Origin of the sequence: Amycolatopsis sp. EV170708-02-1, assembly GCF_022479115.1 — a bacterium.
Taxonomy (GTDB): domain Bacteria; phylum Actinomycetota; class Actinomycetes; order Mycobacteriales; family Pseudonocardiaceae; genus Amycolatopsis.
The window spans coordinates 4,757,025-4,781,766 of sequence record NZ_CP092497.1; the positions used below are offsets into that span (position 1 = coordinate 4,757,025).

Genomic DNA, 24,742 nt, shown 5'->3' on the forward strand with positions numbered 1-24,742 from the left:
GGAGCGGCGAATGCACGAACGGGCGGAACCGGACCGGGACACACGTGTCGCTACTCCGCGGCGCGTGGTGCCCGCCGCACGGCAGAGCCCGGAGACCGCGATCGTCGCGTTGCAGCGCACAGCGGGCAACTCGGCGGTGGTCACCGCGCTGGCCGCCGGTGAGCCGCTCTTCGTCCAACGCGGGAAAAGGGACAGGAAGGGCAAGCAGCAAGGGGCGAAGCAGCAGGAAACCACCAAGCCTGACCGTCGGCAGAAGGGCAAGGGCAGAGCGGCCGAGAAGGAGCGGGAAGACGAGCGCGGGGAGGTCAAGCCCTCGCAGGAAGAGGTCCGGTACCACGCCGCCCTCAGTTACTTGGACAGTGGACAGCGGGCCACGCTGGCGGCGAATCCGCACGGCCGCGCGCTGTTCATGGTGAAAGTCGACGAGCTGATCGACCTCGCCCAGGAAATACCCGAGAAGGTGCCCGAGGGTGAGGGCGAGTCCGACTCGGCCGAGAAGACAGCGGAAAACGACCTGGACTACTACGAGGAATTGGTTCACACCGCTTTCAAAGCCGCCGCTTTCGGACCGGGCTTCGACGAAGGAGGTGGCGCGCACAGCGACTGGGCGTTCAAGAGGACCACCTCGCAACATGCCGATCTGCGGCTGGCCACGAACACACCGTGGGGGATGCAGACTTCGCTGCACCACAAGATCTCCCGCCACCAGCTGCGCCAACTCCACGAGCGGGCTCTGGACGACCGGGACGCCACGCCGTTCCACGAATACCTGGAGGGGCTCGCCGGGAGGATGGGGAAACCAACGACCGTCAATTCGCTCCGGCTGTTGCAGAACATACCGGGCAATTTGGAGATGGGGCCCCAGGCCGAACAGCGGTCGGACGACCCCGGCCCCGGTTTCGACGGCAACTACGCGAGCGGCGCGCTGACCCCGCGTTCGCAACGGCTGGACCAGGTCGACAAGATGATCGACGCGCCGGAGATCGACTGGAGTCGAGTGGTAGCCCTGCTGACCGAGGCAGAAGCCCGGCACGACAGCCAGGACCTGAGCCCGCCGAACTTGGACCTATGGGCGAAGAGCGGTTCGAAGTGGCACAAAAAGACCAAATGACGGCGAACAGCGCTCGGCTCTGCCTCAAGCGGCGCTCCGGGCCGGATCCAGGGACCCCGCCGAGAGGCCCGCAACGACCTCGGCGTCCAGCCCACGAACCCACCGGGTGCTTCGCACCCATCCGCCGGCGCGTTGCGGGACTTCGCCCTCGTTCGCGACGAGCTCGACGTCGCGTTACTCGCCGTCCTGGTCCGCGGCGCCGAAATCGCCATGCCCTTCCACCGACAACCCGCCCTGGGCTGGGTCCGCCGTTCTGACGGTGCCCTGCCGTCGGAACCCGGACGTCACACAAGCATGGCGACACTGCCACAGCCTCGTCGAGGTTCGATGTGCGCACCCCTCTGCCAGCGCTTTTGCAGCCTCCCGCAAAAGGGTCGCGCTCCTGGGCTGGGCCGGGAAGGCTACTTCTCCAACCCAGCGCTATTCGAGGAGGAAGTCATGCGATTTCGCCGGTTCAGCACCGTGTGCGCGGTATTCGGCGCGGTGACCGCCGCGGCGGTCGCCGTTCCCGCGACGGCTCAGGCCGCCGTCGGCAGCTGCAGCAGCACGTGGATCACCGAAGGCGGCTACAACGTGGGAGCGCGGGGTGCCTGCCACTCCGGAACCGGAACGTTCAGGACGGTGATCAAATGTGCCTGGAGGGGATATGAGTACCCAGTAGAGGGCAACCTCGGCTCCCGCAGGGTATCCGGGACCACGGCGATCGTGAAGTTCTCCATCGCGAAGTGCGAACCGGGCGAATACGCGATCCGGAAGTCCGTGGCCGCATAAGCCCTGCAGAGGGTGTTCGTCACTAACGACCTTGCCGAGACGAACACCCTCCCGGACGCGATACTCCCCACGCTGCAACAGCGCGGCCCCACTTCGAAATCCGCGCCCGCTTTCGTCGGTGGACCCGACGTCCAAAGTGTACTGAGGGACCAGGCAAGGGTGCGTTGGTGACGTGCCACCGCCTGGTCCTCGCGCGGTCGAGGCTCAAGGTCGGCGCGACACTCACGACGACACCTTTCTGTTTCAGAAGCCGTTACCGAGAACTTCGTCGGCGGCACGACGAGGGCTCAGGGGCACCGGCCCCGCGGGATAGCCGAACCGCATGAGAGCTTGCGGGAATCCGGGGAGTTCCAGGTCTTCGGCCAGCCCGGAACGGACTTCCGGCAGGTGCAACGGCTGGGTCAGCACGGAACCCGCGAGGCCGTCGTCGACGGCGGCCAGCCACGTGTTCTGGAGAGCGTGTCCCGCGTGCAGGTGGTCGTACTTGCCGTCGTCGACGGTGAGGAACACCAACAGGGTCTCCCCCGCCAGACGTCGTTGAAGAACACGGTGGTCGGGCAGGGCCGTGGCCGGACGGACCAGCCCCGCCCAGGGAAGGGTCCCGGCGGGCAGCGCGCTTCCGGCCAGCCCGACTCCGTAGCGGTGCGGGCCTTCGTCGCGGATCGTCCACAACGCCAGCTCACGCTGGTAGGCCATGTCGTGCTGATACGCCTCCGCGGCGAATTCGAGCAGTTCCGCGACCCGGGAGAGTTCCAGCTCGTCGTGGATCAGCCTGGCTTCCGTACCGCTTTCGGCCGCGACGGCGATCAGGTCACCGGCCTCCGCCCGCGTGACTCTCCGTCCGGAGAAGGGATGCCGGTAGCTGGCACGACGGGCGATCGCCGAGTACCGGTGCAGGTCGACGTCGGACGGTGCCGAGCGCCCCGTGGTCTCGATCGCGGCGACGATGTCGGGCTCGCCTGATTCCGGGAACATGCTCGTGGTGGGGTCATGGCCGAGCACCCGCACGGCCAGCTCCACGTTGGCGAGCGCGGCGCCGCACGAGATGAGCCGGTCACGGCCTCGGGTGTCGTGCACGGGCAGTTCCACGTCCCGGCGCTCACGCAGGAGAAGGCGATCACCGTCGAACTCGAGCCGCCACGGCTGGATGTTGTGCACGGAAGGCGCTCGCAGCAACGTCCTCGCGAGCACCTCGGTCTCCGCCCTCGTCCACCTGTGCTCCATGGTCCCCGTCCTCGGTCGACACTCGATCGAGCTCCACGGTGCACCGGTCACGCGCCGACGCGTCAGGTACCGATGGCTCCGATCGCCGGGACCAAATACCCGGTACGGCCTGGCTAGGGTCCAACGTCCCTGGTCGTCGGGACGTCCAGGTGGCTGTATCGACCGCGGGTCAGGGGTACCGTCGGTCGGGCGGCCGGGACCCCGCGGCAGGAGGGATGAGATGGCGATCAAGGTGTTCCTCGTGGACGACCACGAGATCGTGCGGCGAGGGCTGGCGGATCTGCTCGGAAGCGAATCCGACATCGAGATCGCCGGCGAAGCCGCGTCCGTCTCGGAAGCTCTCGCCCGGCTTCCGAAGAGCGATGCGGACATCGCCGTGCTCGACGTGCGTCTCCCGGACGGGACCGGTATCGAACTCTGCCGGGATCTGCTCTCCACCGAACGAGATCTGCGCTGCCTGATGCTCACGTCCTACGCGGACGACGAAGCACTCTTCACCGCCATCATGGCCGGGGCGTCGGGATTCGTGCTCAAACAGGTCCTCGGCAACGACCTCGTCTCGGCGATCCGCACCATCGCCGGAGGTGGCTCGCTGCTCGACAGCCGGACAACCGCGGCCCTGATGAACCGGATCCGGCGCGAACGCGACCGGAACGATCCGACCGCCGGCCTGTCCGAGCAGGAGCGCACCGTCTTCGAGCTGATCGGCGAAGGCCTGACCAACCGCGAGATCGGCGAGCGGATGTTCCTCGCCGAGAAGACCGTGAAGAACTACGTGTCCCGCATCCTGGCGAAACTCGGCATCCAGCGCCGCACCCAGGCCGCGGTGATGGCGAGCGAGCTGAAACGCGGCACCGCGTCGCCGCCGACGTTCGGCGATCACTGAGCCAACGGGACCCGCCAGAGCACTCGTGCACCACCGCCTTCGTGGTCCCCGATCTCCGCTCGGCCACCACACCGCGCGGCCCGGTCGGCGAGATTCGCCAGTCCGCTGCGCCTGCCCGTCGGCGGGATGCCGATGCCGTCGTCGGAGACCTCGATGATCAGCTCGCGGTCGGCCTCGACCCTGATCGTGACCTCTTCCGCCCCGGAATGCCGGACGGCGTTGCTCAGCGCCTCCCGGATCACCGCCTCCGCGTGTTCGTGCAAGGTCTGCGGCACGAGGGTGTCGACGGCTCCGGCGATCCGGACCGACGGCGTCACCGTGCTCTCGGTGGTCAGCTCGGTGACCACGTCGAGGAGCCGGCGCCGAAGGCTCTTCGACGAATCCGAGCCCGACGTGTGCAGATCGAAGATCGACGTCCTGATCTCGCGGACGGTGCGATCCAGCTGCTCGACGGCCTGGGTCACCCGGTCTCGCGCGAACGCGTCGGGTACGCGGGGCACGATGCTCTGCAGGCTCATGCCCGTGGCGAACATCCGCTGGATGACGTGGTCGTGCAGATCCTGGGCGATCCTGTCCCGGTCGGCGAGCACATCCAGCAGCCGCTGGTTGCGCTGTTTCTCACCGAACTCCAGGGCGACCGCCGCCTGGTCGGCGAAGGACGAGAGCATGGGCAGCTGATCGGCCTTGAACTGCGGGGAGCCCTTGTCCCTTCCCGCGACGAGAACCCCGCCGACACCGGAGGCGCTGGTCAGCGGCACCACCGCGGCGGGCCCGAGACCGTCGAAAGCGGGCTCGGACCGATCGTGGGGAATGACCCCCAGATCCGTGACGAGACCGGGCTGTCCGGATTCGAGCACGTCGTCGATGGCCGGATGCACGCCCGCCGTCGAAGTGCCCGCGAGCTCGATCATCCGCTCCCCCGCGACGACACTCACGGTCAGGGGTTCTCCGGTGTTCCCGGCGAGGAGGATCAGTACCTGGTCGGCAGCGGAGAGCTCGCGAACCCGGGCGGCGATCAGATTCAGCGTATCGGTGACCGAAGCGCCGCCGAGGAGTTCACCGTTGACCTCCGCGACCGCTTCGAGCCACCGCTCCCGCGTCCGGGATCGTTCGAAAAGCCGGGCGTTGTCGATGGCGACACCGGCGGCCGCGGCGAGTGCCTGCAGAACGACCTCGTCGTCGGCGGTGAACTCGGCCGCCCCTCGTTTCTCAGTCAGGTACAGGTTGCCGAAAACCTCGTCCCGGACACGAACCGGAACGCCCAGGAAGCTGTGCATCGGCGGATGGTTCGCCGGGAAGCCGACCGAAGCGGGATGGACGGTCAGGTCGGGTACACGCACCGGATGCGGTTCGTGAATGAGCAAGCCGAGCAACCCCCGCCCTTGGGGCAAGTGGCCCATCCGAGATCGGGTCTCCGCGTCGATGCCCTCGTAGACGAACTCCGAAAGGCCGTCCTCGCCGCCGAGCACACCCAGCGCGCCGTACCGGGCATCGACGAGTTCGACGGCTGCCTGCACGATCCTCTGCAGGGTCGAATCCAGCTCCAGCCCGGTTGCCACCGCCAAGACCGCGTCGAGCAGGCCTTGGAGCCGATCGCGGGTCTTGACGATCTCCGACAGGCGCTCCTGGACCTCGTGCAGCAGCTCGTCGAGACGCAAGCCGGTCAAGACCGCGGCACTCGGTGGCGCTTCGCCGGCCATGTTCGGCTCCGACGGCATTCGGTCGCTCCTCCCGGTTCGGTACAGGGGTGTGTCACTGTCGCCCCGAACCGCTCCAGCGTTTCACCACCGGCGGTTTCTGCCAAGACACCCGATCGGCCAGGCCGGCAGCGCCGACAAGACATTCCGCCTCGGCTACGCCACCGCTTCCCGCAATGCCTGGATCAACGGCGGCTCCCTGAACGGTGCGGGCGAGCCGGCTTCTGGGACTGGGCGGGAGCCGGCGACGCTTGTCCTTTGTGCACCGTGATCAACGCCGCACCTCCCGCTTGTCGCGGACGACCGCTTCGATCGGGCGGCGCGGCGTCGTCACCCCCGGGCTGCCGTGACCGAGCCTGAAGACGGTCTGGGGATGCCCGGCACCGCCGAGCAGGTCGCGCAGTTCGGCGCGCACAGCGGCGATCTCGATCGGCTGCGAGTAGAACGAAGCGCTCAATCCGGCGTCCGTCGCGGTGAGCAGGACCCGCTGCATCGCGCAGCCCGCGCGAATCTGGGAGACCGACGCGTCGTTCGGCATGGTCAGCACCGCGACCAGCGGATCCCGCTCGAAGACGCGGGGAGCACCGTCCTCGTTGACATACCGGCCCGGGAGCAGCCCGCCCGCCGAACGAGGCCCGCCTGCGAAGGCGGGAACACCGTCGTCCTCGGCGGTTCGCCTGGTCCACGCCCGGAGTTCCTGCTGGAAAGCCGCGTCGAGACCCTGAAGATGGTCGGCGCGACGGATGAGCCCGGCGGTCGCCTCGAGCAGACCGGCTTCGTCGAGCAGGACCAGACGAGCTCCCTCCGTGCGGGCCGCCTCGCGTACAGCGGTTCGCACCCGGAGCGGCACAGGCTCGTCCGTGAAGGGGCGGCGGTTGCTGTAGCGCCGGGGAATCGCTGCGGCGAGGCGGCGTTCGGTCGCGGTGGGACGGTGGCGAGGTCCGACCGTCACCCGCGCCAGCAAGGCGGGCCTCTCCCGTTCGGGCATGAACTCGACTTCGCCGGCCCGGCCGGCCGCGGCAAGGGCGAGGCGCAGATTCAGCGACGCCGCGCCACAGGCCAGCCGCGCCTCACGTGCGTCCGGATCGCAGGCACCGAGCACCCGGTCTTCATCGAGAACGATGTCGATCGTGTCCGGCGCCAGCTCGAAGATCCACGGCTGGGTGTTGTGCGGCGACGGCGCGCGGACCGCGGCGCGCAGCGCGTCGGCGACGACCGGAGAACGGGTGAGGACCATCGGACTGCACCTGCCTTTCGACGAACTCAGCGTCTCGCGCGACGAACCGGCACCGTTACCGGGACGCGAACTCCTGACGGCCCTTCAGGGCGACGCCTGACTCCTCTAGCCGTGTTCCACCGCGAGAACGGCTTCAGCGTCCCGCGCCAGTTCGACGTCCTCGCCGGTCACCATCCCCATGGCACCTAGCCGGATCGGCCGAGATCCCGAAGACTCCCGGCTTCCGCGCGAGCAGCCAGGGCTTCACGTGCTCCGGTTCGAGCGGCGTTTCCACCATCAGGTAGATCCGGCAGGCGGCGAGGTGGTTCGCCGCCCGCCACTGAGCGTCCACTGGGGACAACTCGGCGGAACTCAGCACCGCGGGGGCACCGAGAACGGTCACCGCGACTTCTCCGGCCGGACCACCATCACCGGGCACTCCGCGTGGTGCGCGAGCGCCTGGCTGGTCGAACCGAGCAACTGCCCGGTGAATCCGCCCCGACCCCGGCTTCCCACGACCACCAGCTGCGCCTTGGCGCTCCACTCCAGCAGGGCGTGCCGCGGCCGGTCCTCGACGAGGACCCGCTCGACCTCGACGTCCGGATATTTCTCCTGCCAGCCCGCGAGCCGCTGGGCCAGCAGCCGTCGTTCCTCCTCCTCGATCGACTCCCACTGCACGACGAGCCGGGCCATCCCGTAGGCGTCGTCGTAGGTGACATCGCGCCATGCGTGGACCGCGACCAGGCCGGTCTTCCGCCACGCGGCCTCTTCGAAGGCGGCTTCCAGGGCGCGCTCGCTCAGCGGGCTGCCATCGATTCCGACCACGATCGGCCCCTCCGCCGGATACGCGGTGGTGTTCTTCCGTCCTCGCATGACCACCACGGGGCAGTGAGCGTGAGCGACGACCGCAGACGCGGTCGAGCCGATGGTCATCTCCCCGAAGAAGCCCTTCCCGGTGCCGCCGACGACCAGCATCGCCGCCGACTTCGACGCGTCGATCAAGGTGGGGACCGGCGAATCCGCCGGCATTCGCGTATCCACCTCGACCCCGGGTGCCGCCGAACGCGCTTGCGCGACGGCCTCCTCCAGCACTCGTTTGCCCTCGTCGGCGAGCACGTCGTACCAGGGCGCAGGGCCCGCCAAGCCGGCTCCGTAGGCCAGCTTGTCGACGTGCAGGGCATGCACGACGAGCAGCTTCAGCAGTCGTTCCTCGGCGACGGCGGCGGCCCACCGGACGGCGGCCCGTCCCGGCTCGGTCCCGTCCACTCCGACGACGATCTTCCGGTCCGGCGTGTTCATTCTTCGTCCTCCTGATAGGTCACTTTCGCTTCCACGACACCGGGAACCGCCTCGGCCAGCAGCTTGGCCACATGACGGTCGGTGTCGTTGTCATAGGCGTCGCCGACCCGCACGACCCCGTCGCGTGCTTCGACCGTCCACCTGCCCGGCCCGCCGTAGATCGCCAAATGCCGGCGGACGTCCGCCGCGATCGCCTCGTCGGAGCGGGCGAAGGCACGCACGAAGTCGCCTCGGGTGAGGATCCCGACCACCTTGGAACCGTCCACAATGGGCATCGCGCGGATACGCCCGTCGAGCAGGGCCCTGCCGACATCGGCGGCGTCGGCGCCGGTGCTCATCCCCGTGGCCGGAGTCGTCATCACCTGGGCGACGGTCAGTCCCGGCCTCGGCCGTGCCTCGTGGTCCGGGCCCGAGCGGACATCGTGCGGGAATCGGTTCCGGATGAGGTCCGCCTCGGTGACGATGCCGATCAGCCGGTCGTCCTCATCTACTACCGGCAAGGCGGTGAAACCCTTCTCCGCCAGCAGTTCTGCCGCGTGCTTGGCCGTGGTACCGGGCGTCACCGTGACAACCGGGGCCGACATCAAATCCCGTGCTCGCATACTCCTCACTCGCCTTCGGCCAACGCTGGGCGAACGACCGCCACCGGACACTCCGAGTGCGCGACAAGGGCCTGGCTCGTCGAGCCGAGCAACATCCCTTGGAACCCGCCGCGGCCTCGTGACCCGACGACCAGCAGCTGGGCACGTTCGCCGAAACCGAGCAGGGCACGGACCGGGCGACCGCGGGCGATCACCGTTTCCACGCGCAGGTCCGGGAACTTGGCCAGCCACGGCTCCAGCTGTTCGTCGACCGCTCGCCGCTCCGAGGACTCGACCTCCTCCGGATTCACTGTCAGGGCCGACTCGTGCCCGGTGACCTCGTTCCACACCCTCACGACGATCAGATCCGTGCGACGGAGCGACGTTTCCTCGAAAGCGAAGGCCAAAGCGGTGTCACTCGACTCGGAACCGTCCGTGCCCACGACGACGGGACCGGTCTCCGGTGGACCGTCTTCGGGGCGCTTCCCTCTCGCGACGACGATCGGGCAATGACCGTGCTGCGCCAACGCCACCGCCGTCGATCCGACCAGCAGTCCCGTGAAGCCGCCCAGCCCGCGGGAGCCCAGCACGATCATGGTCGCCGCCTGCGACTCCTGGACGAGCGCGGCCACCGGAGCCCATTCGCGCGCCGCGGTCTCGACGACCAGGTCCGGATAGCGCTCGGCCACCGCCTCGCGGGCCTCCGCGAGCCATCGCGTCCCCTGCGCCTCGAACGCCGACCGGATCGCCTCGACGGACGGCACCACGCCGGGCATCCTCACCGGCGGAACCACGTACACGTGCACCAGCCGAAGCCGCTTCCCTCTCTTCGCGGCCTCACCCGCCGCCCACACCGCGGCCCGCCGGGCCGAGCCCGAACCGTCGATGCCCACGACGACCGCGCCTTCAGCCACGCTCGACATGCCCACTCACCTCTCTTGTCCGGGCAGGCTTCAAGGCGGCCGCGACTTCGCCCGCCCAGGCCCGCACCGCCGGCCAATCCCGGTAGTCACCGTCTTCGACCCGAAGCGCCGTCACGACCGCTCGCTCGCCGAACCGCAGCAGACTCCGGTCGATCCGGCCCGGGAACACCACGTGTCCACGGGCGCCGGAGAGCGTCATCAGCCGGGTCACATCCACGGGATCCTCAGCGGGCTTCGGCGGCGTCCCCACCGGGCCGCTGGAGAAAAGCCACACCTTCATGGTCCTGAGGACGGCGTCGAACTCCTCGACCGTCGTGACATCCTCGGCCCGCGCCACCCGCACGACCGCGGATCCGCGCAGCTCCGAAACGAGCGCGCGGCCGATCTCCTCCGCGATCTCCCAGGTCCCGCCGTGGCGGCCGGCCGCCGCTACGAGGATCTTCATTTCGCTCTCCCGTCTGGTCGCTTTCCAGCTTCGACCAGCGCGGTGCCCGGGAGGAGAGACCGAAGTCCCGGCGAGCCGGGCCCACGGTCCCGGCTTGATCGCCGGGTGGCTGCCAGCGATGGGGCCATGCCACCCGTACGGTGGAACTGGTCGAGCCGATCGCACGCGCGGCGCCGCCGCGATGACGCCATCCTCACTTCGATAGGCCACCGGCAGCACCGAGCGGCGACCCGCACTCCGGCCGGGTCGTATCCGGGAGTCGGCATCGGCCGGTTGCGGCCCGGGGACCGCGCTGATGTGCTGGTTCTCGACGAACCCATACGGCTCCGGACCATCCTTACCGGTCGGGCCCCAGGTGCCGTCGTCGAACCGGATGCGGGAAAGGGGCCGACCCTGTGAAGAAGTCCTGGTGGATCGCGTCGACGGCCGGGGCGTTGGTGGTCGTCGCGGCGGCGGTCTTGATCATGCGAGAACTGTCCGGCCCGGCGAACGGGACCGACCCGGATCCGCCGTCCAGCGAAGCCGTCTCACCCGATCGACGGACGGTACTGGCCGTCAAGGTCGACAACGTGGCCGCCGCCCGGCCGCAGACCGGTCTGAGTGCCGCCGACCTCGTGTACGTGGAACCCGTCGAGGGCGGGCTGACGCGGCTGCTCGCGCTCTACCGGGGCCGCCCGCCCGCGGTGATCGGCCCGGTGCGCAGTGCGCGAGCCACCGACCTCGGCCTGCTGGCCCAATACGGACGACCTGCCCTCGCCTATTCCGGTGCCGCACCCGAAGTGTTGCCGTCTCTGCGTTCGGCCTCGCTGACGAGTGCTTCGCCCGCGGAAGTCCCGGACGCGTACTTCCGCGACGATTCCCGGCCGTCACCGCACAATTTCTACCTTCGCCCGCATCAGGTCCCCGACGGCGAGGTGGCGCCCGAAGGTGCGTTTCCCGCGGCGGGCGCCGCACCGGGCTCAGGTGTGGCGGCCACCACCGCGGCGATCCGCTATCCGGCGGCCGCTTTCACCTTCACCTGGTCCCCGGAGATCGGCAGGTACCTGATCGGCCTGGACGGCACACCGCTGACCACAGTGGACAGTGGCAGGCTCGGCGCGGCGACGATCGTCGAACAGCGGGTCGCCGTCCGCCTCGGCGAACGCGGGGAGACCGGGACGGTTCCCGACTCCCCCATCGCGCAGACGGTCGGCAGCGGGCAGGCGACGATGTGGCGGGACGGACAGCGGTTCGAGGCCACCTGGGAGCGTGCGGCGGAGACCGCGCCAACCCGGTTCGCCACCGTGTCCGGGCAGCCGCTTCCGGTGTCCGACGGTCCTTTGTGGATTCTGCTCGTTCCCGCGTGAACGGTGCCGCGGGTCAGCCCGCCCGCAGCACGGCCGCACCGTTGACCCGGTCCGCCGCCAGATCCATGAACGCCCGGTCTGCACCGGTCAGCGGGTACGGCACCGTGCTCACCTCGAGACGGTGGGCACCCGCGAACGCCAGGAACTCCCGCGCCTCGGCGCGCGTATTGGCCGTGACGCTGCGCACCTGGCGCTCCTGGAAGAGGTGCCGCTGATAGTTCAGCGACGGGATGTCGGAAAGATGGATCCCGGCGAGTGCCAGCGTCCCACCCCGATCGAGAGCCTCGAGGGCGGGCGGGACCAGTTCGCCGACAGGTGCGAACAGGATCGCCGAGTCCAAGGGCTCGGGCGGCGGTTCGGCGGCCGCGACCGCAGAGGCCGCCCCGAGCGCCAAAGCCAGCTTTCTGGCTTCCTCACTGCGGGTCATCACGTGCACGGTGGCGCCGCGAGCGATCGCCACCTGGGCGGTCAGATGGGCGCTTCCACCGAATCCGTAGATCCCCAAACGTCCACCTTCGGGTACTTGCGCCCGCTCCAGCGCGTGATACCCGATCAGGCCGGCGCACAACAAGGGCGCGAGCTCGTCGTCGGTGTACCCATCGGGCAGCGGAAGCGCGTAAGCGGCCGGTACGACCGCGAAGGCAGTACCGGCACCGGCCGCAGGTTTCACGCAACCAGGCGATTCCCACCCGGTCGCCCGCGGCGAAGCCCGAGACCCCCTCACCCGCGGCGACCACCTCGCCGACGATCTCGTGACCCGGCGTCACCCCGGCCCGATGCACCGGCAGGTCTCCCTCGGCGACATGCAGATCGGTCCGGCACACCCCGCACACCAGCACCTTGACCAGCACCTCACCGGCGGCCGGCCGCGGGGTCGGGACCTCCGCCCAGTCGAGCGGGTTCGAGGCCATCGGCCCGGGCCGGGTGACCCGCCATGCGCGCATCTTCACGATCGGCCTCCTCCATCGGTAAGTCCTCCGTCCAGGATCATCCGCCTTTCGGCCGCGGGGAAGGAGCGAAGGTCGCCGCCGCTCGGCGACCAGAAGCCTCACCGCCGAAGGAGCCACGCGAAGCGTTCACCGAAAAGTGCGACGGCTCGGCCACGAGGGCGACGTCCGGCGGATCGTCGTCAAGGACACTCAGGCCCGCGTAGTCCTCGATGTCCCCGTGAGCGCCGGAATCGTCGCCGCGTGCCTGCCGTGGCGGGGCCTGTCACGGCAGACCTATTCGCCCGGTCTTCCGAGGCCGGTTGTCGTCGGGCCGAAGGCGTGGTCGAGGACGTCGCGGGCGACGGTGGCGCCGAGCTGATGCCCGTCCTTGGTGGCGAACCGGTAATGCACCCCGGCCCAGATTCTGGCCTGGTTCAGTTCTGCCATGGCCTGGGAGAGGCTGTGGTAGTGGCGGGTGGTGCCGGAGTCGGTGCTGTGGGCGCTGAAGGACAGGTCGTCGCGGCCGAAGAACTCGCGCAAGGCTGTCGTGGTGGCCGCGGTGAAACAGGCATGCCCGGACGGGTATTCCGCTGACGGCGCGGTGATCCGCACTGGGGTCCAGGCTGGATCGGCGTCGGTGGCTGGGTTGCCGTCGGTGTCGGCGAGCGGGATCGCTGTCACCGGACGCCAGAAGCTCCAGCGCTTCTTCTCCTTGTAGCAGGCGATAAGCGCGTCGGCGGTGGCCACGTCCACCATCGCGAACAGGCGGGCTGTCTGCAGGGTGCCGAGCCGGTGGGCCGTGGCGAGCCGGCGTTTGATCGACCATTCCACCACTCGTGGGTCGTCCCACCAGATGGCCGCTTCGGTCTGGTCGGGTGTACGCGTCGTGCTGGTAGCCGAGCCGAGGGCCTTGACCTCGTTCAGATCGCGGGCATAGGCGGCGCTGTTCAGGGCCGGCGGCCCAGGGGTGCGGTAGCGGCCGGGGTTGACGATGAACGGCTTCAGGGTGGCGAACCAGGCGCCGACCTGGAGGAAGCCTGGCGGGGTCGGCCGCCACTGGCCCGGCGCGGTGCCGACCGGCCAGGTCGCGTCGGAGAACGCACCGTCGTTGCGACGGGCATCGATCATGGCCGTGGCGGTGGCCTGTCCTACCGCGATGCCGCCGCGCTTGGAATGGCCATCGGGGATCGCGGCGAGCGACTCCTCGTACTGCGTGCGCAGCGAGTCGGCCTGGGCGGGGAAGAGCCAGACGAGCGTGCGGTAGGCCGCGGTGGCGACCGCCGCCGGAGTCGAATCGCCGGGCCGACTGTGAGGGGCGATCAGGTACGGCTCGTACGGGGTGCCGGCGATCGCGTTGACCGCGTCGTACACCGCGCCTTGCGCTATCGCGAAGCTGCGGGTGGCCGCGGTCGGCGACTGCCGGGCGACCTCGTAGATGGCGTTCTGGGCATGGAGGTTCCAGGCGATGACGGCGTTGGGGCGAGGGATGGTCGTGTCGGTCTGCCGGGCCTGTGCCGCGGTGGCCGTGAGCACCACCGGCACGGTCACGGAAAGCACGGTCAGGAGCGTCAATCCGCGCAGTCCGCGGAATTTTCCAGGCTCACGAATACGACGGGTCATGGGATCCCCAGAGGCTGATCGGTGCCGGTTGCCACGAAGGTTCCAGTATCCGGCCGCGGTGAACCATGGGCAACAACCCTTGCCGAGTAAGCACTTAGTCCGAATGCTGCACGCCGTCATATATACCCCTGCGACATCGCACGTGAGATTACGAATTCGGCCGTGAGACACGACATGCGTCAGCATTATCGCGATTCAGGCTGGGGTTTGACGCATTCCCCGAGCGAGAAGCGAAGCGGATCTCCGGTTGCACCGCCTCGACAGGTCGAGCCTGCCGGCGATTTCAGCGACCCACATGTTTTCGCTGTGTCGCAAACGGGTGGCCGCGGCCGGGCGCTTGTTCCCATACTCCTGCGTACTGACGTGGAAAGGTGCATCAAATGCTCAAGAGAGTGATCTTCCTTGCCGTGCTGGCCACCGGAATGGCGCTGGCCGGCCCCATCAGCCCGGCATCGGCGACCGAGAACGGTGACGGCCACGCACTCGCGGAACAGCGCGGATCCTGGAAGTGCAGTAAAGAACTCCAGCCCGAGGACGGGGATCCCGGCGGCGTCTCCGGGCGCGTCCACCGATACTGGAGCGGCGGCGGGGCACAGCTCGGCGTACATTTCAAAGCCCTGGACGAAATCGTCGACTACACCAATACGACCAGTGTCAACGGGTACATCAAGCTGATCCGGCGGCTGTCCAACGGCGTGGAGACCGTGGTCTGGAGCACGACCGCCTCCCCGGACGAGACCAGCAGCAAGGACCTCAGCCTGCCCGAAGGGCAACGGGTGTACTTGCATGTGCGGGTGAAGGATCGGGGGTCCTGTACGAGCGACATGCTCACCACGTAGCAGCCCGGTTCCCGGGGCTGGGTTCACTCGGCAGCGTCGTTCGCGGTCGGCGGACGGCGACAGGAGGCGACGTACCGGCACCGCGAGGTCCTGTGGTAGATCAAAGGGATGGCCAGTCTCGGTGATTTGGAGAGCCGGATCATGGCGGTGCTGTGGGATACCGACGCGCCGCTCACGGTGCGGGAGGTTCACGCGTCGCTGCAGGCCGAGCGCACTCTGGCCTACACGACGGTGATGACCGTCCTCGACAATCTGCACACGAAGGAATGGGTCGTGCGCGAGCGCGACGGCCGTGCGTGGTCGTACCGTCCGGCTCGCGCGCGGGAGGAGGCCGGTGCCCAGATGCTGCGGGACCTGCTGACCTCGTTGGGTGACCCGCGGGGTGTGCTGATGAGTTTCGCGCGCGACATGAGTTCCGAGGAGTCCGCGTTCCTGCGCCAGGCCCTCGACGAGACGGGCACGGAAGAGCCCGGCCGTTCGCGACGGAAGCCGAAGCGGTCATGACGCTCGCGGTCGGCCTGCTGCTCGCCTCGGTCGTGATCTCCGCCGGAGCCCCGCGGTATCTGCGTCCCGGCAGTACACCGCGCGTCCATCCGTCTCTGTCGCTGTGCGCCTGGCTGGTCGCGGCGCTCGCGATGGTCGGGAGCGCGCTGGCGGCGGCCGTGATCCTGCTGAGCCCGGATCCGGCGGTTCCGGATGGGGCGCTCGGGCTCGCCACCGCCTGCTGGCAGGCGATCGGGGACTCCGCCTTCCCCTGGCTGCTGCTCACCCGGCTGGTCACCGGGGTCACGGTGCTGGCGCTGCTCCTCCGCCTTTCCGGCGTCCTGGCCTCCGATCTGATCATCGGAGAACGCCGCCGTCGCGATCACGCGACCAGTCTTCGTGCCGTCGCGCGGGTGACCGACGGGGTCTGGTGGGTGGACAGCGAACTGCCGGTGGCGTTCTCGGTCGGCAAGTACCGCCGCGGTGTCATCGTGGCCTCCACCGCCGTGGAAACCCTCGGGAAGGACATCACCAAAGCGGTACTCGCCCACGAGCGAGCTCATCTGCGCGGGCACCACCACCTCGCGCTCACCCTGGCCAACGCGATGGCACGCGCGCTGCCTTGGATACCTCTGTGCCGCGCGGCCCCGGCCGCGGTGTCGGTGCTCTGCGAACTGGCGGCCGACGCCGCCGCCGTCAAGGCATGCGGCCCCAACGCGGTCTCCCAGGCCTTGCGGCAGATGGCCGGCGGGGCTTCCCCACCCGGCGTCGTCGGCTTCGGGGCACACATGCAGGCACGGCTCTCCTGGCTGAACCGACGGCGTTCGTCGTTGTTTCGCAACAGCGGGCCGATTTCGCGCGGGCTCGCCGGGACCGCGGCGCTCGTCCCGCCGATGGTCTCCGCCGCGCTCGCCATCACCTCGATCACGGTTCTCTGCCTGAGCCGCACCGGCGGCTGACCCCGGCCCCGGCATCCGGCCCCTCGTCTACTAAGTTCTTAGTAGTAACTACTATCGACTTAGTAGAGGGGTCGCGGAATGGCACGGGGAAACGGCGGCGTGCGACGGAGCCAGGGCGTTCCGAACCTGTTCATCGTCCTGGCCCTGGTGGCCGCCTTGGCCGGTCTCGTCATCTACGTGGCCACCTCCTCGAACACCACGGCCGGCGCACCGGCCACCGCCGCCACCTCGGCCGCCAAACCGGCCCTCGGCCCTCTCGGCGACCTCGCGCGCCGGACTCCGGGCGACCCTCTCGCCGCCGGCCGCACGGACGCCCCGGTGACCATGGTGATCTTCTCCGACTACCGCTGCCCCTTCTGCGCGAAGTTCAGCCGCGACACCGAACCCACGCTGAGGACGAAGTACGTCGACACGGGCAAACTACGTATGGAGTGGCGTGACTTCCCCATCTTCGGCGACCAGTCCGTGCAGGCGGCCGTGGCCGCACGCGCGGCGGGCCGTCAAGGGAAATTCTGGGAATTCAACCGCGCGCTCTACGCCGCGGCACCCGACAAGGGACACCCGGATCTGCCTCCGGACCGGCTGCTCGCCTTCGCCCGCGAGGCGGGTGTTCCCGATCTCGCGCGCTTCGAACAGGACACGAAATCCCCGGCGCTGCTCCAAGAAGTGCGGAACGACCTCAACGAAGGTTCTTCGCTGGGCGTGACCAGTACGCCCGCCTTCTCGGTCAACGGCCATCCGATGCTGGGCGCGCAACCGGTGGAGCTGTTCGAGCAGCGGATCGAGCAGTCGCTGGCGGGCCTTTCGTGACCGGGGTCAGCCTGCTCACCGCGTTCCTGGGCGGGCTCCTGTCCCTCGTGAGTCCCTGCGCGGCCCTGCTGCTGCCGTCGTTCTTCGCCTACGCGTTCACCAGTGTCGGCACCCTGCTGTCGCGCACCGCCGCGTTCCTGGCCGGGTTGCTGGTCGTCCTCGTGCCGCTGGGTGCGGGCGTGGCCGCCATCGGCGAACTCCTCACGCGCTACCGGGACATCGCCACGACGGCGGGCGGCGCCCTGCTGGTCCTTTTCGGCCTCATGACGATCCTCGGCCTCGGGTTCGGCAGCGCGGCGGCGGGCCGGATCAGCGGAAGGCTGCGGATCTCCAGCACCGTGTCGGTCTTCGCCCTCGGGACCGTGTACGGGTTGGCGGGGTTCTGCTCCGGTCCGCTCCTCGGCGGCATCCTGACCGTCGCCGCGGTCGGCGCGCAGCCTCTTTACGGCGCCGCGCTGCTGGGCGTGTACGCCGTCGGCATGGCCGCTCCCCTGTTCCTCCTTGCGCTGCTGTGGGACCGCTTCGACCTCTCCTCGCGACGCTGGCTCCGCGGCCGGGAACTGCGGATCGGCCCCCTGCGGACCCAGTCGACGTCGCTGCTTTCCGGCCTGCTGTTCCTCGCCGTCGGCATCCTCTTCCTCGCGACCGACGGCACCGCCGCGGTCGGCGGCGCGCTCGGCGTCGACCGACAATTCGAGGCACAGCAAGCGATCCAGCACACCCTGGGCCCGATCCCCGACGTGGTGGTGGCGCTCGTGCTGGTGATCGTCGTCCTGTCCGCGATTCTGCTGCGCCGCGCACTGCGGCAACGTGTCCTCACCACCCGTCGCGAAGAGCGAGAAGACGGGTCTGCAGCTCGAGCGTGAATCGCTGGACCGGGTCGTCGAGGTCGACCGCGCACAGCGTTTCGATGCGCTGGAGCCGGTAGCGGAAGGTGTTGCGGTGCACCTGGAGCGCGGCCGCGGCCCGGGTCGCGTCGCCGCCGGCGTCGAACCAGCTCCGTAACGTGTCCAGGTAGTCGACGCCGCGGCGAGACGCGTCACGGCGCAGCACGTCGAGGGCGCCGGTGAGCAGGCCGGGATGTTCACCGGCGAGGCGGGCCAGCTCGGCGATCAGGACGTGCGGGCGTAGCTCCGCCAGCTCGGCGGTGGCCGGTACCGGCCGCCTGACCAGCATGCTCACCGCGTGGCGGAGCGCACCGAGTTCGGCGCGGACCTCGTCGCCGGTGACACAGGGCGGGCCGACACAGGCCGCCAGCGGCACTCCCGCACTCGCGGAGGCGCGCCCCCGCAGACGCTCGGCGAAGTCGGCGGGCCCCGAGCCGGGCGTTGAAGGGAACAACACGTACACGAGGTCGCCCACGATCGCGGTGGCCGCGCCCGGATCGAGCATGCGCGCGCAGCGCGCCAGCCCGCCCTCGACGTCCGACGTCACCGCGGGCGCGTCGGCGTGGGAACCGAGGCCGACGAGGCACCACCGCCGGCTCGTGCCGAGCCGTTCGGTCAGCGCCTCCAGCGATCCCGTGCCGGTCAGCAGTCCACGCAGCAGTTCGGCCCGGATCGCGTCCTCGTCGGCGCGTCCGGTGGGCTCGTCGATGAACCAGGCCGCGGCGGCGGTCGCCACGTCGTTCAGCATCCGCGACACGGAATCGGGTGTGTCGGGACCAGGCGAGAACAGTACGTAGCCGCCGACCACCTTGCCGACCTCGACCGGGGCGGCCCACCGAGATCCCGCGCCGGGGGCGTCGAGGCAAGCGACGCTTCGCACCCTCACGAGCCTCTCCCGGACTGCCGCCGGGACGCGGCGGGCGAGGATCGTCTCGCTGGTGAGGCCGTCGACCGCGCCCCGGCACCCGAAAGCGAGCACGCGGAAGGCGGCGTCGGTGACCACGACGGCACCGTCCAGCGCGAGCGCCGCGCTCTCGGCGAGGTCGTAGAGACCACCGGCGGTCGGGTTCGTACCGCGGGCGCCGAACCGGGTGCCGGACAGCAGCGACCGGACCAGCGTGCGGATCTCGTCCCAGCCGATCCGCTCGTCCACCGCGATCACCGGCACCCCGGGGCTCGCGGGGATCCCGAGCTCCGCTTCGCGCACCACGACCGCGGCGGCGTCCGCCTGGCAGGCCGCCGCCAGTGCCGCGACGAGCTCTTCGCCGTTCGGACGGGGCGTCGTCACCAGCACCAGGTGATCCCGGCCCGGCGGCCGGGCGGGATCCCAGTCCGTCACCCCGGTCAGGGGCCTGTCGAGTCCCGAAGCCGGGTCGAGCACGCTGAACCAGCCTCGCCGCGCGCCGACGACGAGCGGCAACCGGATCGTCGGCCTCGTCTCCCGCGGTGAGACGACATCGAGCACCGTCATCGGACCGCTCCTTCCGTCCACGCCACGTCGCGTAGGCGGAAGGCTATGCAGCCGCCGAAACGCCGTCAGTGGGCACACAGCCCTGTGGAGATCGTTTCCCAGGGCGGTGAGCACTCCTCACCGCAAGGCCCTCAGCCGAGGCAGGAGGTCCTTGCGGGCCAGTTCGAGGAACCGGGCTTGATCGCCGCCGGGAGCGTGCAGCACCAGATCGGTGAAGCCCGCGTCGACATAGGGACGGATCTTCGCCACGACCTCGTCCGGGTCGGCGGAGACGATCCACCGGGAGGCGATCTGGGACAGCGGGAGCTCGTCGGCGACCCGTTCCATGTCGACGGGATCGGAGATACCGTGTTTCTGTTCGGGTGTCAGGGAAAGCGGTGCCCAGAACCTGGTGTTCCCGGCGGCGGCCCGAGCGTCGGTGTCGTAGGAGAGCTTGATCTCGATCGAGCGCGCGACGTCCGCGGGTTCGCGGGCGGCCTGCTCCGCACCCGCGTCGACGGCGGGCTGCAACTTCTCCGTGTACAGCTCCATCCCCTTGCCGCTGGTGCAGATGAAGCCGTCCGCCACCCGGCCGGCGTACTTCGCCACCACCGGTCCGCCTGCCGCGACGTAGATCGGTACCGGCAGCGGCGGGCGGTCGTAGACCGTCGCGTTCTCGGTGCGGAAGTACTCGCCGTCGAAACTCACCCGCTCCTCCGTCCACAAGAGACGGATGAGGTCGATCGCCTCGCGCAGGCGGGCGAACCTTTCCTTGAACCCCGGCCAGTCGAGGCGGGCGACCGAAACCTCGTTGAGGGCTTCGCCGGTACCGAGACCGAGCACGATCCGTCCGGGATAGAGCGCGCCGAGGGTGCCGAAGGCCTGCGCCACCACCGCCGGGTTGTACCGGAAGGTCGCGGTCAGCACGCTCGTCCCGAGCCGGATCCGTTCGGTCCGCTCCCCCACCGCGGCGAGCCACGCCATCGAGAACGGTGCGTGCCCGCCGCGGTGCCGCCAGGGCTGGTAGTGGTCGCTGACCATCACGGAGTCGAATCCCCGCCGTTCGGCGAGTACCGCCAGTTCCACCAGTTCGCGCGGGGCGAATTGCTCGGCCGAAGCCTTGTAGCCGACGGTGATTCCCTCGGAATGTGTGTCCATTCCGGGTAGTCAACCGGCGGGCGCGGGCCGGGTCATCGTGCACGGTGGCCGAACGGGGAGCCGCCGCCCTGTGCGCCCGATCAGCCGGGATCGTCCCAGTCGACGTCGACGGCCCGCGTGGCCAGGTGCACGGCCAACCGGTCGTCCGGATCACCGAGGTCGGCGGGCAGCAGCTCGGTGATCCGTTCCATCCGCTGCATGACGGTGTTGCGGTGCACGCCGAGGACGGCTCCGGCGGCCTTCGCCGAGGATTGGGCGTCGAGATAGCACCGCAGGGTGCGGACCAGTTCCCCGGACGGATCGGCCTCGGCGAGCGGAGCGAGCAGGTCGGCCGCGGCGCCGCGCAAGGGAGCCGAGCCGTACCAGCCCGCGATCAGGCGCCTGGTGCTGCCGGCGTCGATGTGCTCGACGGCTGCCGGGCGGTGGGCGGTGTGGGCGAGCAAAGCGGCTTGGCGGGCTTGTCCCGCGGAGCGGCCGATGCCCGCCGTGCCCGTTTGTGCGCGCCCGACGCCCGCGCACAAACGCAGGCCCGGGTGCACGGCTTCGACCGCGGCGAGGGTCCTGGCGAGCCTCTCGATCAGCCGTCCGGGATCCGCCGCGTCGGCTTGTGCCTCGGTGGTCGACCAGAACACCCAGCCCTCGGCGCGTTCCACGAGCGTGGCGGGCATGCCGTGTTCGGCGAGCTGCTCCTCCAGTTCCGCGCCGAGCGCGGACATCCGGAGCGCGGCCGGGGCGGCCGAAACCTGGACCTGCACCGCGGTGTGCCAGCCGGCGAGCCGCCAGCCGAGGGCGGTGGCTCGTTCGACGGTGCGGCGTGCCGGCTCTTCCGGCTGTTCGAAGATCTCGTTGAGCAGGAGCGATCGCCGCCGGTGTTCCCGTTCGATCCGGACCGCTTCGCCCGCCACGTGCACCGCGAAGGAGAGGGAGGCGATCGCGATCGCGCGCCGGACCGGCTCGAGCAGCACTCCGGCCGCGAACCGGGGCCGCCGCACGGCGATCCAGTAGACCGCGGGGCCGGTCGCGTCGATCTGCACCGGGTGCGCCATCAGGTCGCCGCCGCCGGTCTCGACGGTGAGGGCGACCGGGTGCGTGTCACCCAGCCGCTCCGTGGACACGTGGGCCGCGAGCAGCGCGTGCACCGCCGGATCGCCTGCTACGTAACGGGATTCCGCGTCGGCGAGGGCGACCGGTTCCCCGAGCGTCGCCGCGAGCAGCGAGGTGAGGGCGTCCGCGTCCGCGGGTGGGCGTTGGAAACGGCGGGAGGCGTCACCGAGTACGCGCAGCCCCGCGATCTCGGGGGCGCGGACGTAGGGGTCGAACGCGGTGATCACCCCGGCGGGGGCGATGTCGCCGACACCGATGAGCGGTAAGGCGAGCCGGTCGGCCAGGCGGCGGGTGGCGAACGGGATCCGCCGGGACGGGCGGGCGGCGATGATCCCGGACAGGCCGGAACTGCCCGCGAGCCGGATCGCGAGATCCGCCGCGAGATCGTCGAGGGCGAGCTGCTCGCGGCCGAACACCACGACGCCGCACGGCGCGAGCTCGGAGATCTCGTGGACGGTGGAACCGGCGACGACCATCCGGACGGGCCGCCGCAATCCGGCCTCGCCGCCGAGCACCTCGCAGTGCTCGATCAGGTCCAGGTCCAGAAGCTGGCCGAGGGTGACCGCCGGGCCGGTCGTCACGGTGTCACCGGTTCCAGTACCGGTCCGATGGCGGTCACCCGCAGCCGTGCGGCCGGGACCGGGACGTAGGTCATCAGCGCCTCCTTGACCGGGGATTCCCGCAGTGATCGCGGATCGGCACCCGCCAGGATCGCGGCGTCCCTGGCCAGCCGCCGGGCACGGGCCACCGAATCCCCGCGTCCACCGGTGCCCTGCCAGAAGATCCGGTCGACCGTGCCCGCCGCTTCGGCGACCGCGGCTCCCACCGCCGCCGCCAGATCGGCTTCCGGTGGCCGGATCACGCGGACGTCCGGCGGATCGGGCAGGGTGGCGGCCCGGTCGCCGACGATCACGACCGGCAGATCGTCGAACCCGTACCGCGCGCGGGCGAGCACCGCCCGGAGCCGGGACGGGCCGGAACGCTCCACCGAGGTCAGCCGCGGGGTACGCAGACCGGTCCGGACACCGGCGATCTCCCGGCGCAGTCCCGAATCCGGCAGCAGCCCGGCGTGCGTCGTCCCGACGACCGCCCGTCGGGCCGTCACCTCCACCACCGCGGCCGTGCGCGTGCCCGCCAGTCTGGCCGCGCCATGGACGAGCGCCGCACCCGAAGAGCCGAGTGAAGCCGTGGCGTGGCGAAGCGCGTCGAGCGCGGGCAACACCGTGCCGTCGCCCCGGAGGACGTACAGGTCCGCGTCGGGATTGTGCGCGCGTACCGCGGCGCCCAGTTCACCGATCCTGGCACGGGCGCTCCGGGCCAGTGCGGCGTCGAGCACCGCCGTGTGCTCGCGCTCCAGCAAGCCGAGCGCCTCCGTCTCGGCGCCCCTGATCACCGGCACGTCCGGCCCGAGTTCGTCGGCGATCACGGCCGCGGCCCGCAGTTCGTGGTCCGGGTTCTCCAGCCCGTGGACCGCCGCCACCGCGACGGCCTCGGCGTTCCCGGCGCACCCGCGGGCGAACGCGGCCACGGCGGCGAGATCCAGGGGCGCCGATTCCCGGCCGTCGTACTCGTGCCCGCCACGCACCATCGTCACCGGTCCCGCGAGCGCGCCGGACAGCTGGGCGGGCCAGCCCGCCAGCGGCGGAAGCGCGGTCGCGGCCGGCGCCCCGATACGCAGGACCCCGACGCGTGCCCCGGCGACCACGTCGGAGACCGGGTGGTCCGGCAGGATCGCCACGACCCGGTCGACCGCCGCCGCGTCGATCCCCTCCGCGATCAACGCGCCGAGCAGCAGCGAAGGCGAGTCACCGCCGGGGTGTCCACGATGGACCGCCACGATCCGGTCCTGCTCGTCCAGTGCCACCGCGCGGGCCGAGACGGCGTCCACGCCCACTCGCAACCGGCTCGTCATCGGGACCCCACCGCGAGGCGCGAATCGAACCGGACCGGATCGATGTCGTAGCCGAACGCGCGCGGTCCGACGATCGCGAGCCCTTCAGGTGTGTGCCAGCGTTCGTCGACCGGGCCGGTGATCACGTGCACGTCCTGGCCGACGGCGAGGTCGACGGTCTGCACCAGGGCGCCCGTGTCCGCGTCCGCGAGGCCGATGAGGTCCGGGACGGAGGCCAGCACCGTGCCTTCCCGGCTGACGATCAGGTTCTCGTTCTGGAAGTCGATCCGCGCGTACCCGCCGGACGTCTGCAGGGAAACGACGCCGCGCGGCCAGCCGTCGGCGGAGTACTGCGCGATCTCGGCGACCGTTCCGGAGCACACCAGACGTCCACCGCAGGCGCTCAGGTACGGGTCGTACCCGTCCGGACGTGCCGGGGAGACGTCGGCGAGCGCCGCCCCGATCCTGGCGCACGCGCTGATCGACCCGGCGGCACCGAGCCGGGCACAGTCCCCGGCGGTCACCCGGTACGCGCTGATCAACGCGACCAGGCCCAGCCCCGGCATGACGGCCCGCACCAGCTCGCCCAGGACGGTGTCGGCGCCGCTGCTGAACTCCGCAACGACCCCGGCGCCCCCGACCACGGTGATGGGCGGGACGGGGTGGCCTGCCAGTCGCAGCAGTGTCATGTCGATCGAAGGCAGGGTGCGGCGCATCAGGTCGAGGTCGAGGCACGGCAGCCCGAGTTCGGCCGCGACCACCAGTGCGACGGCCACGTTGACGCTGCCGAGCTGGACCGGCAGGACCGCCGCGCATTCGCGGCCGGCACGGGCTTCCACCGCCGACCGGAGTGTCTCCGCTTCCGCGGCGCTGTGCGCCTTCTCGATGAGGGCGTCCGGAGTGCCTCCGGACACCACCGGCAGCACGAGGGCGTCCGGGGCGAACTCGTCCGCGGCGACGAGCGGGACCGGCCCGTGCCGCCGGACGGCCGCGGTGAGGAGCTGCTGACCCAGGTACGGATCGCCGCCACCGCCACTCCCGAAGTGGACGGCGCCCCGCACCACGTCGTCGATCGCGGCTTCGGCCACGTGCTTCATGACGGCACCCTAACCG

The 24,742-nt window shown here is 70.3% G+C and carries 25 protein-coding genes and 1 pseudogene; 10 read left to right on the plus strand and 16 right to left on the minus strand.

What is annotated here, in order from left to right:
• Positions 1 to 10 precede the first annotated feature (10 nt).
• Positions 11 to 1,111 carry a hypothetical protein gene (locus tag MJQ72_RS21610; protein WP_240601156.1) on the plus strand — a complete coding sequence of 367 codons (1,101 nt, stop codon included), beginning with the start codon at positions 11 to 13 and terminating at the stop codon, positions 1,109 to 1,111.
• Positions 1,112 to 1,549: 438 nt separating this feature from the next.
• A complete protein-coding gene (locus MJQ72_RS21615; protein ID WP_240601157.1) occupies positions 1,550 to 1,882 on the plus strand; it encodes a hypothetical protein in 333 nt (110 codons plus the stop codon).
• A 243-nt stretch (positions 1,883 to 2,125) separates the two neighbouring features.
• Here MJQ72_RS21615 and MJQ72_RS21620 read toward each other — a convergent pair whose 3' ends face one another.
• Positions 2,126 to 3,106: an Acg family FMN-binding oxidoreductase gene (locus MJQ72_RS21620; RefSeq protein ID WP_240601158.1), complete on the minus strand. Its 981-nt coding sequence runs from the start codon at positions 3,104 to 3,106 to the stop codon at positions 2,126 to 2,128.
• A gap of 220 nt (positions 3,107 to 3,326) precedes the next feature.
• Here MJQ72_RS21620 and MJQ72_RS21625 point away from each other — a divergent pair, with 220 nt between their 5' ends.
• Positions 3,327 to 3,992 (plus strand): response regulator transcription factor, encoded by a 666-nt coding sequence (locus MJQ72_RS21625; protein ID WP_240601159.1) that lies wholly within the window; start codon positions 3,327 to 3,329, stop codon positions 3,990 to 3,992.
• Here the strand turns inward: MJQ72_RS21625 and MJQ72_RS21630 are convergent.
• The 7 genes from MJQ72_RS21630 to MJQ72_RS21660 form a co-directional block, all read right to left on the minus strand.
• Positions 3,986 to 5,710, minus strand: a complete 1,725-nt coding sequence (locus MJQ72_RS21630; protein ID WP_240601160.1) for a GAF domain-containing protein — start codon at positions 5,708 to 5,710, stop codon at positions 3,986 to 3,988. The genes MJQ72_RS21625 and MJQ72_RS21630 overlap by 7 nt on opposite strands.
• A gap of 250 nt (positions 5,711 to 5,960) precedes the next feature.
• Positions 5,961 to 6,926: an Acg family FMN-binding oxidoreductase gene (locus MJQ72_RS21635; RefSeq protein WP_240601161.1), complete on the minus strand. Its 966-nt coding sequence runs from the start codon at positions 6,924 to 6,926 to the stop codon at positions 5,961 to 5,963.
• Between the two features lie 133 nt (positions 6,927 to 7,059).
• The gene (locus tag MJQ72_RS21640) at positions 7,060 to 7,308 is read right to left on the minus strand and encodes a hypothetical protein (RefSeq protein WP_240601619.1); all 249 of its coding nucleotides are present in this window, start codon (positions 7,306 to 7,308) and stop codon (positions 7,060 to 7,062) included.
• Positions 7,305 to 8,204, minus strand: a complete 900-nt coding sequence (locus MJQ72_RS21645; RefSeq protein ID WP_240601162.1) for a universal stress protein — start codon at positions 8,202 to 8,204, stop codon at positions 7,305 to 7,307. The genes MJQ72_RS21640 and MJQ72_RS21645 overlap by 4 nt, the downstream gene beginning before the upstream one ends.
• Positions 8,201 to 8,806 carry an HPP family protein gene (locus tag MJQ72_RS21650; protein ID WP_240601163.1) on the minus strand — a complete coding sequence of 202 codons (606 nt, stop codon included), beginning with the start codon at positions 8,804 to 8,806 and terminating at the stop codon, positions 8,201 to 8,203. Before MJQ72_RS21650 ends, MJQ72_RS21645 begins: the two co-directional genes overlap by 4 nt.
• A 5-nt stretch (positions 8,807 to 8,811) precedes the next feature.
• Positions 8,812 to 9,708, minus strand: a complete 897-nt coding sequence (locus MJQ72_RS21655; protein ID WP_240601164.1) for a universal stress protein — start codon at positions 9,706 to 9,708, stop codon at positions 8,812 to 8,814.
• Positions 9,692 to 10,153, minus strand: a complete 462-nt coding sequence (locus MJQ72_RS21660; RefSeq protein WP_240601165.1) for a flavodoxin domain-containing protein — start codon at positions 10,151 to 10,153, stop codon at positions 9,692 to 9,694. The genes MJQ72_RS21655 and MJQ72_RS21660 overlap by 17 nt, the downstream gene beginning before the upstream one ends.
• Positions 10,154 to 10,548: 395 nt before the next feature.
• On the opposite strand from MJQ72_RS21660, the gene MJQ72_RS21665 reads away from it, so the two are divergent.
• Positions 10,549 to 11,499, plus strand: a complete 951-nt coding sequence (locus tag MJQ72_RS21665; RefSeq protein WP_240601166.1) for a DUF3048 domain-containing protein — start codon at positions 10,549 to 10,551, stop codon at positions 11,497 to 11,499.
• Positions 11,500 to 11,512: 13 nt separating this feature from the next.
• Here the strand turns inward: MJQ72_RS21665 and MJQ72_RS21670 are convergent, their stop codons facing one another.
• A complete protein-coding gene (locus MJQ72_RS21670; protein WP_240601167.1) occupies positions 11,513 to 12,169 on the minus strand; it encodes a zinc-binding alcohol dehydrogenase family protein in 657 nt (218 codons plus the stop codon).
• Positions 12,170 to 12,182: 13 nt separating this feature from the next.
• Positions 12,183 to 12,443 (minus strand): annotated as a pseudogene (locus tag MJQ72_RS21675) (alcohol dehydrogenase catalytic domain-containing protein); the annotation flags it as partial.
• Positions 12,444 to 12,585: 142 nt separating this feature from the next.
• On the opposite strand from MJQ72_RS21675, the gene MJQ72_RS21680 reads away from it, so the two are divergent.
• On the plus strand, positions 12,586 to 12,807 hold the full coding sequence (locus tag MJQ72_RS21680; RefSeq protein WP_240601168.1) for a DUF4342 domain-containing protein: 222 nt from the start codon (positions 12,586 to 12,588) through the stop codon (positions 12,805 to 12,807).
• Here the strand turns inward: MJQ72_RS21680 and MJQ72_RS21685 are convergent.
• Complete coding sequence (locus MJQ72_RS21685; protein WP_240601169.1) at positions 12,723 to 13,985, minus strand: vanadium-dependent haloperoxidase; 1,263 nt, start codon at positions 13,983 to 13,985, stop codon at positions 12,723 to 12,725. The genes MJQ72_RS21680 and MJQ72_RS21685 overlap by 85 nt on opposite strands.
• A gap of 443 nt (positions 13,986 to 14,428) precedes the next feature.
• On the opposite strand from MJQ72_RS21685, the gene MJQ72_RS21690 reads away from it, so the two are divergent.
• From MJQ72_RS21690 to MJQ72_RS21710, 5 genes are all read left to right on the plus strand, one after another.
• Entirely contained in the window at positions 14,429 to 14,887 is a 459-nt protein-coding gene (locus tag MJQ72_RS21690) for a hypothetical protein (RefSeq protein WP_240601170.1), read from the plus strand.
• A gap of 108 nt (positions 14,888 to 14,995) precedes the next feature.
• Positions 14,996 to 15,391: a BlaI/MecI/CopY family transcriptional regulator gene (locus MJQ72_RS21695; protein WP_240601171.1), complete on the plus strand. Its 396-nt coding sequence runs from the start codon at positions 14,996 to 14,998 to the stop codon at positions 15,389 to 15,391.
• Complete coding sequence (locus MJQ72_RS21700) at positions 15,388 to 16,329, plus strand: M56 family metallopeptidase (RefSeq protein WP_240601172.1); 942 nt, start codon at positions 15,388 to 15,390, stop codon at positions 16,327 to 16,329. Before MJQ72_RS21695 ends, MJQ72_RS21700 begins: the two co-directional genes overlap by 4 nt.
• A gap of 78 nt (positions 16,330 to 16,407) precedes the next feature.
• On the plus strand, positions 16,408 to 17,139 hold the full coding sequence (locus MJQ72_RS21705; RefSeq protein WP_240601173.1) for a thioredoxin domain-containing protein: 732 nt from the start codon (positions 16,408 to 16,410) through the stop codon (positions 17,137 to 17,139).
• A complete protein-coding gene (locus MJQ72_RS21710; RefSeq protein ID WP_240601174.1) occupies positions 17,136 to 18,005 on the plus strand; it encodes a cytochrome c biogenesis CcdA family protein in 870 nt (289 codons plus the stop codon). The genes MJQ72_RS21705 and MJQ72_RS21710 overlap by 4 nt, the downstream gene beginning before the upstream one ends.
• On the opposite strand, the gene MJQ72_RS21715 is transcribed toward MJQ72_RS21710, so the two are convergent.
• The 5 genes from MJQ72_RS21715 to MJQ72_RS21735 form a co-directional block, all read right to left on the minus strand.
• Positions 17,956 to 19,497: a CdaR family transcriptional regulator gene (locus tag MJQ72_RS21715; RefSeq protein ID WP_240601175.1), complete on the minus strand. Its 1,542-nt coding sequence runs from the start codon at positions 19,495 to 19,497 to the stop codon at positions 17,956 to 17,958. The genes MJQ72_RS21710 and MJQ72_RS21715 overlap by 50 nt on opposite strands.
• Before the next feature lie 117 nt (positions 19,498 to 19,614).
• Positions 19,615 to 20,634: a glucose-6-phosphate dehydrogenase (coenzyme-F420) gene (gene fgd, locus MJQ72_RS21720; RefSeq protein ID WP_240601176.1), complete on the minus strand. Its 1,020-nt coding sequence runs from the start codon at positions 20,632 to 20,634 to the stop codon at positions 19,615 to 19,617.
• 80 nt (positions 20,635 to 20,714) lie between these two features.
• A complete protein-coding gene (locus MJQ72_RS21725; protein ID WP_240601177.1) occupies positions 20,715 to 22,319 on the minus strand; it encodes a PucR family transcriptional regulator in 1,605 nt (534 codons plus the stop codon).
• On the minus strand, positions 22,316 to 23,650 hold the full coding sequence (locus tag MJQ72_RS21730; RefSeq protein WP_240601178.1) for a hydantoinase/oxoprolinase N-terminal domain-containing protein: 1,335 nt from the start codon (positions 23,648 to 23,650) through the stop codon (positions 22,316 to 22,318). The genes MJQ72_RS21725 and MJQ72_RS21730 overlap by 4 nt, the downstream gene beginning before the upstream one ends.
• The gene (locus MJQ72_RS21735; RefSeq protein ID WP_240601179.1) at positions 23,647 to 24,726 is read right to left on the minus strand and encodes a DUF917 domain-containing protein; all 1,080 of its coding nucleotides are present in this window, start codon (positions 24,724 to 24,726) and stop codon (positions 23,647 to 23,649) included. The genes MJQ72_RS21730 and MJQ72_RS21735 overlap by 4 nt, the downstream gene beginning before the upstream one ends.
• Positions 24,727 to 24,742 lie beyond the last annotated feature (16 nt).